Annotated in this window: 13 protein-coding genes; 7 read left to right on the forward strand and 6 right to left on the reverse strand. The window is 67.8% G+C overall.

Annotated elements, in window-relative coordinates; all coding sequences use genetic code 11:
• Positions 1–29: 29 nt before the first annotated feature.
• From V5G24_RS14560 to V5G24_RS14585, 6 genes are all read right to left on the reverse strand, one after another.
• Entirely contained in the window at positions 30–782 is a 753-nt protein-coding gene (locus V5G24_RS14560) for an SDR family oxidoreductase (RefSeq protein ID WP_394081729.1), read from the reverse strand.
• Positions 779–2,140: an FAD-binding oxidoreductase gene (locus V5G24_RS14565; RefSeq protein WP_394081727.1), complete on the reverse strand. Its 1,362-nt coding sequence runs from the start codon at positions 2,138–2,140 to the stop codon at positions 779–781. The genes V5G24_RS14560 and V5G24_RS14565 overlap by 4 nt, the downstream gene beginning before the upstream one ends.
• Positions 2,140–3,585 carry a UbiA family prenyltransferase gene (locus V5G24_RS14570; protein WP_394081725.1) on the reverse strand — a complete coding sequence of 482 codons (1,446 nt, stop codon included), beginning with the start codon at positions 3,583–3,585 and terminating at the stop codon, positions 2,140–2,142. The genes V5G24_RS14565 and V5G24_RS14570 overlap by 1 nt, the downstream gene beginning before the upstream one ends.
• Positions 3,586–3,820: 235 nt before the next feature.
• Positions 3,821–4,840, reverse strand: a complete 1,020-nt coding sequence (gene ilvC / locus V5G24_RS14575; RefSeq protein ID WP_348844864.1) for a ketol-acid reductoisomerase — start codon at positions 4,838–4,840, stop codon at positions 3,821–3,823.
• Between the two features lie 248 nt (positions 4,841–5,088).
• Positions 5,089–5,604, reverse strand: coding sequence for an acetolactate synthase small subunit (ilvN, locus tag V5G24_RS14580; RefSeq protein ID WP_394081723.1), 516 nt, complete (start codon positions 5,602–5,604; stop codon positions 5,089–5,091).
• Positions 5,605–5,775: 171 nt separating this feature from the next.
• A complete protein-coding gene (locus V5G24_RS14585) occupies positions 5,776–7,536 on the reverse strand; it encodes an acetolactate synthase 3 large subunit (protein WP_394081721.1) in 1,761 nt (586 codons plus the stop codon).
• 405 nt (positions 7,537–7,941) lie between these two features.
• Here V5G24_RS14585 and V5G24_RS14590 point away from each other — a divergent pair, with 405 nt between their 5' ends.
• The 7 genes from V5G24_RS14590 to lpxK all read left to right on the forward strand — a co-directional run bounded on the left by V5G24_RS14590 (position 7,942) and on the right by lpxK (position 13,935).
• Positions 7,942–8,439: a hypothetical protein gene (locus V5G24_RS14590; protein ID WP_394081719.1), complete on the forward strand. Its 498-nt coding sequence runs from the start codon at positions 7,942–7,944 to the stop codon at positions 8,437–8,439.
• Positions 8,440–8,449: 10 nt separating this feature from the next.
• Complete coding sequence (gene ubiA / locus V5G24_RS14595; RefSeq protein WP_394081717.1) at positions 8,450–9,418, forward strand: 4-hydroxybenzoate octaprenyltransferase; 969 nt, start codon at positions 8,450–8,452, stop codon at positions 9,416–9,418.
• A gap of 141 nt (positions 9,419–9,559) precedes the next feature.
• Complete coding sequence (locus tag V5G24_RS14600; protein WP_394081715.1) at positions 9,560–10,399, forward strand: 3'(2'),5'-bisphosphate nucleotidase CysQ; 840 nt, start codon at positions 9,560–9,562, stop codon at positions 10,397–10,399.
• 27 nt (positions 10,400–10,426) lie between these two features.
• Positions 10,427–10,675: a DUF4170 domain-containing protein gene (locus tag V5G24_RS14605; protein WP_394081713.1), complete on the forward strand. Its 249-nt coding sequence runs from the start codon at positions 10,427–10,429 to the stop codon at positions 10,673–10,675.
• A 190-nt stretch (positions 10,676–10,865) separates the two neighbouring features.
• Positions 10,866–11,570: a lysophospholipid acyltransferase family protein gene (locus tag V5G24_RS14610; protein ID WP_394081711.1), complete on the forward strand. Its 705-nt coding sequence runs from the start codon at positions 10,866–10,868 to the stop codon at positions 11,568–11,570.
• A complete protein-coding gene (locus V5G24_RS14615) occupies positions 11,567–12,859 on the forward strand; it encodes a 3-deoxy-D-manno-octulosonic acid transferase (RefSeq protein WP_394081709.1) in 1,293 nt (430 codons plus the stop codon). Before V5G24_RS14610 ends, V5G24_RS14615 begins: the two co-directional genes overlap by 4 nt.
• Complete coding sequence (lpxK, locus tag V5G24_RS14620) at positions 12,859–13,935, forward strand: tetraacyldisaccharide 4'-kinase (RefSeq protein ID WP_394081707.1); 1,077 nt, start codon at positions 12,859–12,861, stop codon at positions 13,933–13,935. The genes V5G24_RS14615 and lpxK overlap by 1 nt, the downstream gene beginning before the upstream one ends.
• Positions 13,936–13,952: the final 17 nt, after the last annotated feature.

The following is a 13,952-nucleotide window of genomic DNA, read 5'->3' on the forward strand; positions in this document are numbered from 1 at the left end:
ATTGGCGAAGCCGAAAAGCGCCCGTGGCGTCAGAGCTTGCTGCGGTGGAACAGCGGGCGCGGCAAAGTGCGCACGATGGCCATGATGCCGAACCAGAACCAGGGCGTGTAGAGCACCGCGCCGCGCTTGGCGATGGCGGCCTCGATATCGCCCGCCACCTTCTCCGGCGTCGCCCACAGCGGGCCGCCTTGCGGCAGGTGGGCGGTCATCTTGGTTGCAACGAAGCCGGGGCGCACGTCGAGCACCGCGACATTGGCCTTGAACAGGCGATGCCGCAGCCCTTCCAGGAATTTCTGCAAGCCGCCCTTGGCGGCGCCGTAGAGATAATTGCTCTGCCGCCCCCGGTCGCCTGCCACCGAGGTGATAACGGCAATGGTGCCCGCCTTCCCCACCTCGAACCGCGCGGCGAGCGCATCGCAGAGCAGGGCCGGGCTGACGAAATTGAGCGCAAGCGCCGCCTCCCCTTCCCGCGCGTCGGCGGAAACGCGGGCTTGATCTGGCAGCGAGCCATAGGCGATGAGCGCCACGTCCAGCCCGCCGAGCGCGCTCCAGGCATTTTCGGCGACCGCCGCAAGGGCAGCGGTGCGGGCGAAATCGGCCTCCTGCACCTCCACCTGTGGCGCGCCGCGCACGCTGAGATCGGCCGCGAGCCGGTCAAGTGCGGCGCGGTCCCGCCCCACCAGAACCAAGCGCTGGCGCGCCTCGGCGCAGCGGCGGGCGAAGGCAATGGCGATGTCGGAGGTGGCGCCGAAAATGGCGACGCGGCGTGCGGTCAAGGTCATGTCTGGGCCTCCGCCGGGTGAATGCCGACGCGGCGCGAGAACGCCGAGGACATTGCGGGATCGAGAAAATGCCGGAACGCGGACAGGGCCGGATAGCCCTTCTCATAAGTCGCGGCCGACATGGAGAAATCCTTGGCGGGATAGATGCGCCCGCGTGCGGCCACCACCATATCCTCCAGCCGCCGCAGCAGGCGCAGCGTGTCGTCCCCGAGATTGGGGAAGTCCAGCGCCAGCGTCACGCCCGGCATGGGAAAGGACATGAGGCCGGGCGAACCCACGCTGCCGAAGCGCTTCAGCACCACCAGCATGGAGCCCTGCCCGGCGTCCGCGATGGCGCGCAGCAGATCCGCCGTGCCCTCGCGCGCCGCCTGCGGCGGGATCACCGCCTGGAACTGGTAGAAGCCGCGCGGGCCATAGAGCTTGTTCCACTGGCCGATGGCATCCAGCGGGAAGAAGGTCTTCTCATAGGAGGCGATCTGCGTCTTGCGGCCCGTGCGGCCGAGCTTGCGCAGGTAGGCGGCATTGAAGGCGCGCAGCGAAAGGGCGTTCACCGCCGAGATGGGCGGGGCGAAGGGCACCGCGATCTTCGGTTCGCGCGAGGGCGGCGGCGCGCCGATGCCGGGCGCGTGGCGCGCCCGCAGATAGATGCCGCGCCCGAGCTGCGCCCCACCGGCGAGGCAATCCACCCAGGCGGCGGTGTATTCCCACGCCTCGGCGCTCTCCGCATCGAGCGCGAAGAAATCGTCGAGATGGCCGAAGCGGATTTCCTCGCTCTCCAGCGCCAGCCCACTCACCTTGCGCAGCCGCAGCGTGGCGGAAAGGATCAGCCCGGTGAGGCCGAGGCCGCCGATGGTGGCGCAGAATAGCCCGGGATTTTCGGTGCGCGAGCAGATCAGCCGGCTGCCGTCGCTGCGCGCCAGCTCCAGGCGCTCGACGTGATTGCCGAAGCTGCCGCAGGCATGGTCGTTCTTGCCGTGCACGTCATTGGCGATGGCCCCGCCGACGCTGACGAACCGCGTGCCCGGCACCACCGGCAGCATCCAGCCCGAGCCGTCCGCCTGCGGGCGCGAGATCACCGCGAAAATATCGGCGAGGCGAACTCCGGCTTCGCAGGTCAGCAATCCCGTTTCGGGGTCGAACGCCATGAAACAGTCGAGATGGCGGGTCTCCACCAGCAGCCCGCCGGGATTGAGCGCCACATCCCCATAGGAGCGCCCGCAGCCATAAGCGATGACCGGCGCGGTATGCGGCCCCAGGAGAAACCGCGCGGCGCTTTTCGGATCGCGCGGGCGCACCACGTCGCCCTCGGCGCGGAGCACGCCGCCCCAGGAGCGATAGGCGCGCCGCACCGGTTCCATCAGGTCGCCGCGAACAAGACGAGAAGCGCCAGAAGGCCCAGCAGAAGCGAGAAGCGATCTTTCAGCGCGAACACCACCGGATCCTCGCTCATGCGCCCGTGCACGGTGAGATGCCACACCCGCAGGATCCAGATCAGCACCAGCGGCATCAGCGCCCACAACATGCCGGGATGCGTGTAGATGTCGCGCGGATATTGCTCGTTGATCAAATAGACCATGAAGATGACGATAGCGGAAAAGCTGGAGGCGATGCCCGCCGCCAGCAGCAGCGGCAGATCGCGCACCGTATAGCCGCGCGACACCACGCCCGTGCCCCCCGCCTGCACCACCCGGTTCAGCTCCGCATAGCGCTTCACCATCGCGAGGCCGAGGAAGATCAGCATGGAGAAGGTCAACAGCCAGGGCGAAACCGGCTGCGGCGCCAGCAGGCTGCCGGCGAGCACGCGCAAGGTGAACAGGCCCGCCAGGACGAACACGTCGATGATCGGCTGGCGCTTGAGGATCAGCGAATAGCTCAGCGTGACCCCCGCATAGGCCGCGAGCGCCGCTGCGGCGTCGATCGGCAGGGCCAGCGAAATCAGCGCCGAGAGCGCGAACAGGGCGATGGCCGCGAATGCGCCATCGCGCGGGGAAATGGCGCCGGCGGCGAACGGGCGATGGCGCTTGCGCGGATGCTGGCGATCCGTGGGCAGGTCCAGCAGGTCGTTCACGATATAGGTCGCCGAGGCCAGTATGCTCATGGCGAAGAACAGCAGGACCGCGTTCATCGCCAGCACCGGCGTCGCATAGCTGAAGCCGAGCACGGGCGCGACGAACACCAGCACGTTCTTCGCCCAATGCTGGAGGCGCAGCGCCTTCGCCCAGGTCCGCGCGCCCGCGCGCTTCACCGCAAACGCCTGCTCGATGGACTTTCCCGCCGGCAGCAACAGCTTGAGGCGGTCCACATTGCCGACCAGGATCACCGCGTCCGCCGCCGCGAAGATGGGCGCGTCCACCGGGCCGTCGCCGGCATAGACGAACCGCTCCCCCAGCATCTGCCGGATCACCGCCAGCTTGCGCGCGCCGGAGAGATTGACCCCGTGCTGCGAGCCGCGTGCCTGGTCGAACAGGCCGAGATGGGCGGCCACCGCATCGGCGATGGATTGATCGGCGGCGGTGACCAGCGCAATCGTGCGCCCGGCGCGCTTCTGCGCCTTCAGATAATTCAGCAATTCCGAATTGTAGGGCAGCAAAGCGGGATCGAAATCGGTGCGGTCGGCGACCGCGCGCTTGAACGCCGCCTTCCCCTCGCCGAGGCGCGCCGCGAGGTCGATGACATCTTGCAGCCCCGTCTTCACATAGGCGAGACATCCCTCGTGCAGGGTATCGGACAACGTCAAGGTGCCGTCGAGATCCACCGCCAGGGGCGGGAGGGATGCTTCTTCTTTCGCGGCCAGCCCTTGCACCTGCTCATAGCCTCCGAAGACGCGCCGAAGGCGTCCGGTGCGACATCCCGGCCGCGCGAACATCTATCCGCGCCACCCGATATGGCCCTGGCTTATTGCACTTGCCCTGCACAGGCGCAACCCGAGCGGTGGTATCCCGCACCCCCGTGCCGCGCGCGCCCGGCCCGGGGGAGTGCGGCAAAGAAAAAGGCCCCGGACATGCCGGGGCCTCGCGAACCGCCTTAACCGGAAAGGCTCAGTTCTTGGTCTTGTCCACCAGGGCCTTGGCCTTGATCCAGGGCATCATGGCGCGCAGCTTCTCGCCGACTTCCTCGATCTGGTGGGCATTGGCCTTGGCGCGGGTGGCCTTGAACGAGGTCTGGCTGACCTTGTTCTCCAGCATCCAGTCGCGGGTGAACTTGCCGCCCTGGATGTCGGCCAGGACGCGCTTCATCTCGGCCTTGGTCTCGGGCGTGATGATGCGCGGGCCGGTGACGTATTCGCCATATTCGGCGGTGTTGGAGATGGAATAGTTCATGTTCGCGATGCCGCCCTCATAGATCAGGTCGACGATCAGCTTCACTTCGTGCAGGCACTCGAAATAGGCCATCTCGGGAGCATAGCCCGCCTCGACCAGGGTCTCGAAGCCGGCGCGGATCAGCTCCACGAGGCCGCCGCACAACACCACCTGCTCGCCGAACAGATCGGTCTCGCACTCTTCCTTGAAGGTGGTCTCGATGATGCCGGCGCGGCCGCCGCCGATGGCGCTGGCATAGGAGAGGCCGAGATCATGGGCATTGCCCGAGGAATCCTGGGCGATGGCGATCAGGGTCGGCACGCCGCCGCCACGCTGATATTCCGAGCGTACGGTATGGCCGGGGCCCTTGGGGGCGATCATCAGCACGTCGAGATCCTTGCGGGCCTCGATCAGGTTGAAGTGGATGTTGAGGCCGTGGGCGAACAGCAGCGCCGCGCCGGTCTTCATGTTGTCGTGCAGGCTTTCCTTGTAGATGTCGGCCTGAAGCTCGTCGGGGGTGAGCATCATCACCACGTCGGCCCATTTGGCGGCCTCGGCGGGCGACATCACCTTGAAGCCCTCGGCCTCGGCCTTTTTGGCGGTGGCGGAACCGGGGCGCAGCGCGACCACGACATCCTTGACGCCGCTGTCACGCATGTTCAGCGCATGGGCATGGCCCTGGCTGCCATAGCCGACGACGGCAACCTTCTTCCCCTTGATGAGGTTCAGGTCGGCGTCACGATCATAATAAACGCGCATCATTCTCTCCTGTTGGGCGTTTCTTGGAGTGTTCGTTACTCAGGCGGAAGGCGGGACCCACCCTCGGGACGGGCGAAAATGGACGGGGGCCGGCGCGACCTGGCTTGCGGCGGCGCGCAGACCCCTTAGACCATTCGACGGCTTTCTTTTCGGCCCTCAGGTATCCCAGCCCCTCACATCAGCGCAAGCGCGGCCTCGCATGGCCGAGGGCGGAGCCCTGCGGCGAGCGCTGTGGCCGGCGCGCCGCCTCACATGGCCTCCGGTCCGCGCGAAATGGCGACGATGCCGGTGCGCGACACCTCCACCAGGCCGAGCGGCGTCATCAGCACGGCGAACTGGTCGATCTTGTCGGACTTGCCGGTGATCTCGAACACGAAACTCTCGGTGGTGGCGTCGATCACGCGGGCTCGAAACGCCTCGGCGATGCGCAGCGCCTCGCTGCGGGCGTCGCCTGTGCCGCGCACCTTCACCATGGCCAGCTCGCGCTCGATGGAGGAGGCTTCCACGGTGAGGTCGCGCACCCGGTGCACCGGCACCAGGCGGTCGAGCTGGTTGCGGATCTGCTCGATCACCATGGGCGTGCCGGTGGTGACGATGGTGATGCGCGAGAGATGGCCCTCGTGACTCACCTCGGACACGGTGAGGCTGTCGATATTATAGCCGCGGCCGGAAAACAGGCCGATCACGCGGGCGAGCACGCCCGGCTCATTGTCCACCAGGACGGAGAGCGTGTGGCGTTCGGTACGTTCGGGAGGGTGGGACATTTTGGTGTCTCTGATCAGCCGGATTCCCTCTCCCGCGCGCGGGGGAGGGGTAGGGAGGGGGCCGGCCGAAGGCCGGAAAGCTGCGGAATTCGGAGAGGTTGCGTCTGCCCCCTCCCCGACCCTCCCCCGCAAGCGGGAGAGGGGGAACGAACGCGCGTGAGGCAGCCGAGCTCACACCAGCATCTTGCCCTCGTCGGTGATGGCGTCGTCGAGATCCACCGCCATGTCGCCGAGGATCATCTCGTTATGGGCGCGGCCCGACGGGATCATGGGGAAGCAGTTTTCCTGCTGGTCCACGATGCAGTCGAAGATCACCGGGCGCTTGATGTCGATCATCTCGGCGATGGCCGCGTCGAGATCGGCCGGCTTGTCGCAGCGGATGCCGACGCCGCCATAAGCTTCCGCCAGCTTCACGAAGTCCGGCAGGGCTTCCGAATAGGAATGAGCGTAGCGCCCGCCGTGCAGCAATTCCTGCCACTGGCGCACCATGCCCATGTAGCGATTGTTCAGGATGAAGATCTTCACCGGCAGCTCGAACTGCACCGCCGTGGACATTTCTTGCATGTTCATCAGGATCGAGGCTTCGCCCGCGATATCCACGCACAGGGCGCCGGGATGGGCGATCTGCGCGCCGATGGCGGCGGGCAGGCCGTAGCCCATGGTGCCGAGGCCGCCCGAGGTCATCCAGCGGTTCGGCTCCTCGAAGCGGAAGAATTGCGCCGCCCACATCTGGTGCTGGCCCACCTCGGTGGAGATGTAGACGTCCTTGTCCTTGGTCGCCGCATAGAGCCGCTCGATGGCATATTGCGGCTTGATGATGTCCGTGCCCTGGCGATAGGCGAGGCTGTTGCGCCCGCGCCAGCGGTCGATCTGCTTCCACCACACATCCAGCGCGTCGCGGTCGAGCTGCTTGTCCTTGGCCTTCCATTCGGCGACCAGCGCTTCCAGCACCTTGGTGCAGTCGCCGACGATGGGCAGGTCCACCTTGACGTTCTTGTTGATCGACGAGGGGTCGATGTCGATGTGGATTTTCTTCGAATTGGGCGCGAACGCGTCCAGCCGGCCGGTGATGCGGTCGTCGAAGCGCGCACCGATGCACACCATCACGTCGCAGCCGTGCATGGCCATGTTGGCTTCATAGGTGCCGTGCATGCCCAGCATGCCCAGCCATTGCCCGCTCGCCGCCGGAAACGCGCCGAGGCCCATCAAGGTGGAGGTGACCGGAACGCCCGTGAGCCGCGCCAGGTCGCGCAGCGCGCGGCTCGCCTGCGGGCCGGAATTGATCACGCCGCCGCCGGTATAGAAGATCGGCCGCTTGGCGCCGGCAATCATCTCCACCGCCGCCGCGATCTTGTCGGCATCCCCGACCAGCTTCGGACGATAGGTCTTATGCTGGATGTTCTCGCGGCCGACATAGGTGCCGGTGGCGAACTGCACGTCCTTGGGAATATCGACCACGACCGGGCCGGGCCGCCCGTTCTGCGCCACGTAGAAAGCTTCATGCAGCACGCGCGCGAGGTCGTTCACGTCGCGGACGAGATAATTATGCTTGGTGCAGGGGCGCGTGATGCCGACCGTGTCGCATTCCTGGAACGCGTCATTGCCGATCAGATGGGTCGGCACCTGCCCGGTGATGCAGACGATGGGTATCGAATCCATCAGCGCGTCGGTGAGGCCGGTGACGGCATTGGTGGCGCCGGGGCCGGAGGTGACGAGCACCACGCCCACCTTGCCGGAGGAGCGGGCATAGCCCTCGGCGGAATGCACCGCCGCCTGCTCGTGGCGCACCAGGATGTGCTCGACCTGGTTCTGCTGGAACAGCGCATCATAGATCGGCAGCACGGCTCCGCCGGGATAGCCGAACAGATGGTCGACACCCTGGTCGGCCAGCGCCTGCATGACCATTTCGGCGCCCGTCATTTCCCTGCTCATCTCATCCACTCCTCTGCGCCCGTCCCCGAGGGGCATCCGCGCATCTCTAGTCCTCATCCACCCGCCGCCCGCCGGACACCCGATCCGGACGGCGGCCCAGAAACGACGAAGGGGCCCGAAGGCCCCTCGTCACGCGCCACCAGACCCCGAAGCAGCATTCAAGCTGCTCCGCCGGTGGCGCTCCTGCGTACAAGGATGGTAACGATCTTGCGCATGACTGCACATAGCCTTCCAAAAGTTGCGCGAACCTAGCCGCGCACGAAATCTCCGTCAAGGCGCCCTGCCACTTTTTTGTGACGCGCGCGCAAGGAAACGCCATTATCCGCGCTTCGCCCCGATATTGCCCAATCTTTCGTGGCAATATAAGGGGGAAAAGCTGGATCAGCAGCCGCTGCGGAAGACCTCATGCCCTTGAACACCAAATGCGCGCGCCTGTCGGCGATCACTTTCGCCCTGTTCCTGACAGGGGCCGGCGTCGCGCGCGCGGACTGCCAGACCGACTTCAATGCCCTGCGCCAGGAGATGGAGACCAAGGGGCAGGCGCTGCAGGCCGCCGGCAAGCGCAAGGCGCCGCCGCAGGAATTGTGCGGCCTGTTCCGCACCTATACGGCGGTCGAAGGCAAGCTTGCCAAATATCTCGCCGACAATAAGGACTGGTGCCAGATCCCCGATCAGGCCGTGACCTCCGCCAAGGCCAACAACACCAAGACCGCCGCTTTGCGCGACAAGATCTGCGCCGCCGCGGCCTCCGGCGCCGCCGGGGGCGAGGCCGCCGGCGTCAAGCCGCCGCCGCAGGGCTCCATCTCCAGCGCGCTCGGCGTCACCACCGGATATGTTCCCGGCCAGAGCTCAAAGGGCGGCGGCATCTTCGATACTTTGAACGGCAACGCCCTCGGCAAGTGAGGGCCACCCGATGACCCGCTGGGGGGGAGACGGGGCGGTCGCGCCGGTCGCCGATGCGCCTGCGAACAATTGGGTGGATCGCTACGCCCCGGGGCCGATCCGTCCCTATCTGCGCCTCGCGCGCGCCGATCGTCCCATAGGCAGCTGGCTGCTGGTCCTGCCGTGCTGGTGGTCCACCGCGCTCGCCGCCATCGCGGCCGGGCAGCCCTACCCCGATCCCGTGCTCCTGGCGTTGTTCGCCATCGGCTCCGTGGCCATGCGCGGTGCCGGCTGCACCTGGAACGACATTCTCGACCGGGATATCGATCGCAAGGTCGCGCGCACCCGCAACCGCCCGCTCGCCTCAGGCCAGATCCGCCTGCCCGCCGCCTTCGCCTTCCTGATCTTCCAATGCCTGGTGGGCTTCGCGGTGCTGCTCTCGCTGCCGCGCTTCGCAATCATCACCGGCATCGCCTCGCTCGGGGTGGTCGCCATCTATCCTTTGATGAAGCGCATCACCTCGGTGCCCCAGCTCGCGCTCGGCATCGCCTTTTCCTGGGGCGCGCTGATGGGCTGGGCGAGCGTGTTCCGCAGCATCGAGGACCCCGCGCTCCTGCTGTTCGCCGGCTCGGTCTGCTGGGTGTTCGGCTATGACACCATCTATGCCCACCAGGACCGGGAGGACGACGCCATCGTCGGCGTGCGCTCGACCGCCCTCTTGTTCGGCCGCCGCAGCTGGATCGCACTCGCGCTGTCCTTTGGCGCGACCCTGATCCTGTTCGCCATGGCCCTGGCCTCCGCCGGGGCCGGCCTGTTGGCCGCCTTGGGGCTGGCCATTTTCGGCGGCTACCTCTTCATTCAGGTGAAGCGGCTGGATATCGACGATCCCGACCGCTGCCTCGCCTTGTTCAAATCCAACCGGGACGCGGGCCTCGTGCTGTTTGCCGGCCTCGCGCTCGATGCCGCGCTCCAGCATGCGGTGGCGATCGGCCTGTTCTGAACGCTTCAAGGCTGTAGGCGCGCGCTGCGGCATCACGGGATTGTGCACCGCACGCTGAATGCCGGCGCCGCCGCCGAATTCCCCGCTGGCCGGGGCGATCTTCGCTTGCGCCGAAAGGCGCCTCCGCCTATTGCCTGCGCCATGAGCCTGCTTGATCCTCCGACCGCGACCGGCGCTTCCGAACCGGCGATCGAGGTGCCCGCGATTGCGGCCCGCCATCTCGCCGACGCCGTTGCGGCGGCTGGCGCGATCGCGCTCGCCATGTTCCGCACGGGCGTCACGAGCTGGACCAAGGACAATGATTCCCCGGTCACCGAGGCCGATATCGCCGTGGATCGCTTCCTGCGCGAGCGCCTGACGGCGCTTGCGGTCGATTACGGCTGGCTGTCCGAGGAAAGCGCCGATTCCGCCGAGCGTCTCGGCGCCCGCCGGGTATGGGTGGTCGATCCCATCGACGGCACGCGCGGCTTTATGGCCGGCGGGGCCGATTGGGTGGTCTCGGCGGCCCTGGTGGAGAATGGGCGGCCGATCGCCGGCGCCCTGTTCGCGCCGGTCTCGGACGAATTGTTCGTCGCCTCCCTCGGCGGCGGCGCGACCCGGAACGGGGCGGCGATCGTCGCTGGCGCGCGCGTTGCGGTGGCCGGCTCCGTGGTCGCAGGCCCCACCTCCATTCTCGACCGCGTCGCGCGGCACACCAGCGTGACCCGGCCGCCGCGCCTGCGCTCGCTGGCGCTTCGGCTCGCCCGCGTCGCCACCGGCGAACTGGACATCGCGCTTGCCCACGGCAACAGCGCCGACTGGGACATCGCGGCCGCCGACCTGATCGTGCACGAGGCGGGCGGGCTGCTGACCGGGCTCGACGGCACGGCGCCGATCTATAACGCACCGGTCCCGCTTCACCGGCCGCTGGTCTGTGCCGGAACCGCGCTTCACGCCCACACCCTCGCCCTCGCGCAACGCGAGTTCGGGGCCATCTTCTGACCGTCACCGCCGGGGAACGTTGACACCATGACCACCTCTTCCGAACCGAAACAATTGCTGCACCTCGTTTTTGGCGGCGAGTTGAAGGAACTCGACGGGGTCGAGTTCAAGGATCTGTCGAAGGTTGACATCGTCGGCATCTATCCCGACTACGCGAGCGCCGCCGCCGCATGGCGCGGGAAGGCCCAGCAGACCGTGGACAATGCCTTGATGCGTTATTTCGTGGTGCACATGCACCGCCTGCTCGACCCGGACACCCACACCCCGGGCCATTAGCCAAGACCTCCCGGCTGCGGCACCGCTGAAGGTGCCGCAGCCGATGGAAACACTGCCAAGCTTGCGTTTGGCGGTATCATAAGGGTATTAACTCCCCCTTCGTCCAAATATGCCCCCCGTGGGGATGTGGGATTGATCGCGTTCCCGGCCGGGGAACGCGCCCACGCAAGGAGCAGGACGCTTTTTGAGCATGTGGCGCCGTCTTCGCACGAACCGTGGCTTCCAGATCGCAGCCGGCACGACCTTCGCGTCCTATTTCGCGCTGGTGGCGCGGACCACGCGTTTCGACGTCGAGCCGGCGGACATTTACGAGCGCATCGATGCGCACCTGCCGCTGATCATGACCTTCTGGCACGGGCAGCATTTCCTCACCCCCTTCATCATGAAGCCGCACCACAAGGCCAAGGTGCTGATCTCCCGCCATGCGGACGCGGAGATCAACGCCATCGCCGCCGAACGGCTCGGGGTCGGCACCATTCGCGGCTCGGGGGCGACCTCGCCGGGGGATTTCCATCGCAAAGGCGGCGTCTCGGCCACCTATGCCATGATTGAGACCCTGCGAGAGGGCATCAATGTAGCCATGACCGCCGACGTTCCGAAGATCGCCCGCCGCGCGGGCCTGGGCGTGATCACCATCGCGCGCCATTCCGGCCGGCCGATCCTGCCCATCGCCATGGCCACCGCCAACCGCATCACGCTGAAAAGCTGGGACAAGGCCAGCCTCAACCTGCCGTTCGGACGCGGGGCGGCGGTGGTCGGCGAGCCGATCTTCGTCGATCGCGACGTGGACGAGGCCGGCATGCAGGCGGCGCGCGCGCAATTGCAGCGCAGCCTTGAGGTCATCACCGCCCGCGCCGAGGCGATGGTCGGCCGCCCGCAGGGGGCGCCGGCATGAAGGGCATCCGCCTGCCGGTTCCGCTGCGCCTGTATCGGGGCGTCACGTCGGCGGCGGCGCTGCTCACGCCCGCATGGCTCGGCTATCGCGTGCGCGAGGGCAAGGAAGATCCCGCCCGCTTGCCCGAACGCCGCGGCATCGCGAGCGCCGCCCGTCCGCGCGGCCCGCTGATCTGGGTGCATGGCGCAAGCGTGGGCGAGATCGTCTCGGTCCTGCCGCTGATCGAGCGGCTGGCGGGGCGCGGCTACGGCATCCTGCTCACCTCCGGGACGCTGACCTCCAGCCGCATCGCGGCGCGGCGGGCGCACCCGTCCGTGATCCACCAATTCATGCCGCTGGACGCCCATCGCTTCGTCGGCCGGTTCCTGGACCATTGGAAGCCGGACCTGGTGCTGCTGGCGGAATCCGAATTGTGGCCCAACCTCATGAGCGAGCTCGGCCGCCGCAATACGCCCCTGGTGCTGGTGAACGGGCGCCTGTCGCGCCGCTCGGCGGAGCGCTGGGCCCATCTGCCGAAGAGTGCGCGCGCCCTGCTCTCGCGGGTCGATTTGTGCCTCGCCCAGAGCCGCGACGACGCCGCACGCTTCAAGGCCCTGGGTGCGCCGCGGGTGGAAGTGGTGGGCAATCTGAAATTCGACGCCCCCGCCCCGCCCGCCGACGCGAAGTCGCTCGACCGCATGAGCGTGGAATGCGGCAACCGGCCGATCTTCCTCGCCGCCTCCACCCATCCGGGAGAGGATGAAATCCTGCTCGCAGCACACCGGCGGCTGGCGCAGGAGATACCCGACCTCCTGACCATCATCGCCCCGCGCCATCCCGAACGCGGCACGGACGTGCGCCTGCTCGCCGAAGCCGCGCATCTGGCGGCGGTGCAGCGCAGCGAGGGCTATCTGCCGGACGGCGGGACCGAAATCTACGTCGCCGACACCATCGGCGAGCTTGGCCTGTTCTATCGCCTCGCCCCGGTGGTGTTCATGGGCGGTTCCCTGGTGCGCCATGGCGGGCAAAATCCCATCGAGCCCGCCAAGCTCGGCGCCGTGGCGCTGCACGGCCCCCATGTGTGGAATTTCGGCTCCATCTACGCCCGGCTTGACGAACGGCACGGTGCCGCTTTGGTGCAGAATGACGGCGATATCGCCCAATGCGTGTCCGCTTTGCTGTTCGACGGCCACCTGCATGCGCAGACTGCCGCCGCCGCCCGCCAGGTGGTGGATCAGCTCGGTGGCGCGCTGGACCGCACGCTCTCGGCCATAGAGCCATATCTCCTGCATATCCGCCTCGCGCGCTGATGTTCGCCCGGGCGCCCACCTTCTGGTCGCATCCGCACACGCTGCCCGGCCGGCTGTTCGCGCCCATCGGCTGGATCGTCGGGGCGATCACCTTGCGGCGGATGGCGAAGCCCGGCGTCGCAATGGACCTGCCGGTGATCTGCATCGGCAATCCCACGGTGGGCGGCGCGGGCAAGACGCCGACCGCTTTGGCATTGCTCGCCCGGCTGACCGCACGCGGCGCCACTCCGTTCGCCCTGCTGCGCGGCCATGGCGGGCGCGAGGCGGGGCCGCTGCTTGTGGATCTCGCGCGCCACGATGCGGCGGCGGTGGGCGATGAAGCCTTGCTCCTGGCTCAGGCCGCGCCCACGGTCGTGTCCCGCGACCGGGTGGCGGGGGCGCGGCTCGCCGTGGCGCGGGGCGCCTCGCACATCGTGATGGACGACGGCTTTCAGAACCCGTCCCTGCACAAGGATGCCGCATTGCTGGTGGTGGATGGCGCGGCCGGGCTCGGCAACGGGCACGTGCTGCCGGCGGGGCCGCTGCGCGCGCCCTTTCCCGGCCAGGTGGCGCGCGCGGATGCGCTGCTGATCATCGGCACGGGAGCGGCGGGCGCGCAGGTCGCCGCGCGCGCGGCGGGGCAGATCCCTGTGCTGCGCGGGCACCTCGTGGCGTTTGCAGACGATGCCGCCGCGCTCGCCGGACAGCGCATTCTCGCCTTCGCCGGCATCGGCCGGCCGGAGAAATTCTTCCAGACCCTGCGCGATCTCAATCTCGACGTGGCGGCGTGCCGGGCGTTCCCGGATCATCATCCCTATTCGCCCGCCGATCTTTCCAGCCTTCACCGCGAGGCGCGCGCCGGCGGCCTCAGCCTCGTGACGACCGCGAAGGACGCCGCGCGCCTTCAAGCGCAGGATTTTGCGGACGCGCGCACGCGGATCCGGGTGCTGCGGGTGGGGCTGGAGCTGGATGGCGGCCCAAAGGCCCGGGGCTTGGAGGCGCAGGGCTTGGAGGCGCAGGGCTTGGAGGCGCAGGAGTTCGATACGCTGATCGCGCTGGCGGAGACGCGCGCCGCGCGGCGGCTGAGGACTGAGTGACATTCTGGGCGCGACGT

The organism is Roseixanthobacter finlandensis (assembly GCF_043195105.2).
GTDB lineage: Bacteria > Pseudomonadota > Alphaproteobacteria > Rhizobiales > Xanthobacteraceae > NCEH01.

What these genes read in the sequence shown, in the direction of transcription:
- lpxK (WP_394081707.1), top strand. Translation starts at nt 12,859, where the DNA reads ATGTTCGCCCGGGCGCCCACCTTCTGGTCGCATCCGCACACGCTGCCC.
- V5G24_RS14600 (WP_394081715.1), top strand. Translation starts at nt 9,560, where the DNA reads ATGAGCCTGCTTGATCCTCCGACCGCGACCGGCGCTTCCGAACCGGCG.
- V5G24_RS14605 (WP_394081713.1), top strand. Translation starts at nt 10,427, where the DNA reads ATGACCACCTCTTCCGAACCGAAACAATTGCTGCACCTCGTTTTTGGC.
- ilvN (WP_394081723.1), bottom strand. Translation starts at nt 5,604, where the DNA reads ATGTCCCACCCTCCCGAACGTACCGAACGCCACACGCTCTCCGTCCTG.
- ilvC (WP_348844864.1), bottom strand. Translation starts at nt 4,840, where the DNA reads ATGCGCGTTTATTATGATCGTGACGCCGACCTGAACCTCATCAAGGGG.
- V5G24_RS14615 (WP_394081709.1), top strand. Translation starts at nt 11,567, where the DNA reads ATGAAGGGCATCCGCCTGCCGGTTCCGCTGCGCCTGTATCGGGGCGTC.
- V5G24_RS14585 (WP_394081721.1), bottom strand. Translation starts at nt 7,536, where the DNA reads ATGAGCAGGGAAATGACGGGCGCCGAAATGGTCATGCAGGCGCTGGCC.
- V5G24_RS14610 (WP_394081711.1), top strand. Translation starts at nt 10,866, where the DNA reads ATGTGGCGCCGTCTTCGCACGAACCGTGGCTTCCAGATCGCAGCCGGC.
- V5G24_RS14560 (WP_394081729.1), bottom strand. Translation starts at nt 782, where the DNA reads ATGACCTTGACCGCACGCCGCGTCGCCATTTTCGGCGCCACCTCCGAC.
- ubiA (WP_394081717.1), top strand. Translation starts at nt 8,450, where the DNA reads ATGACCCGCTGGGGGGGAGACGGGGCGGTCGCGCCGGTCGCCGATGCG.
- V5G24_RS14590 (WP_394081719.1), top strand. Translation starts at nt 7,942, where the DNA reads ATGCCCTTGAACACCAAATGCGCGCGCCTGTCGGCGATCACTTTCGCC.
- V5G24_RS14565 (WP_394081727.1), bottom strand. Translation starts at nt 2,140, where the DNA reads ATGGAACCGGTGCGGCGCGCCTATCGCTCCTGGGGCGGCGTGCTCCGC.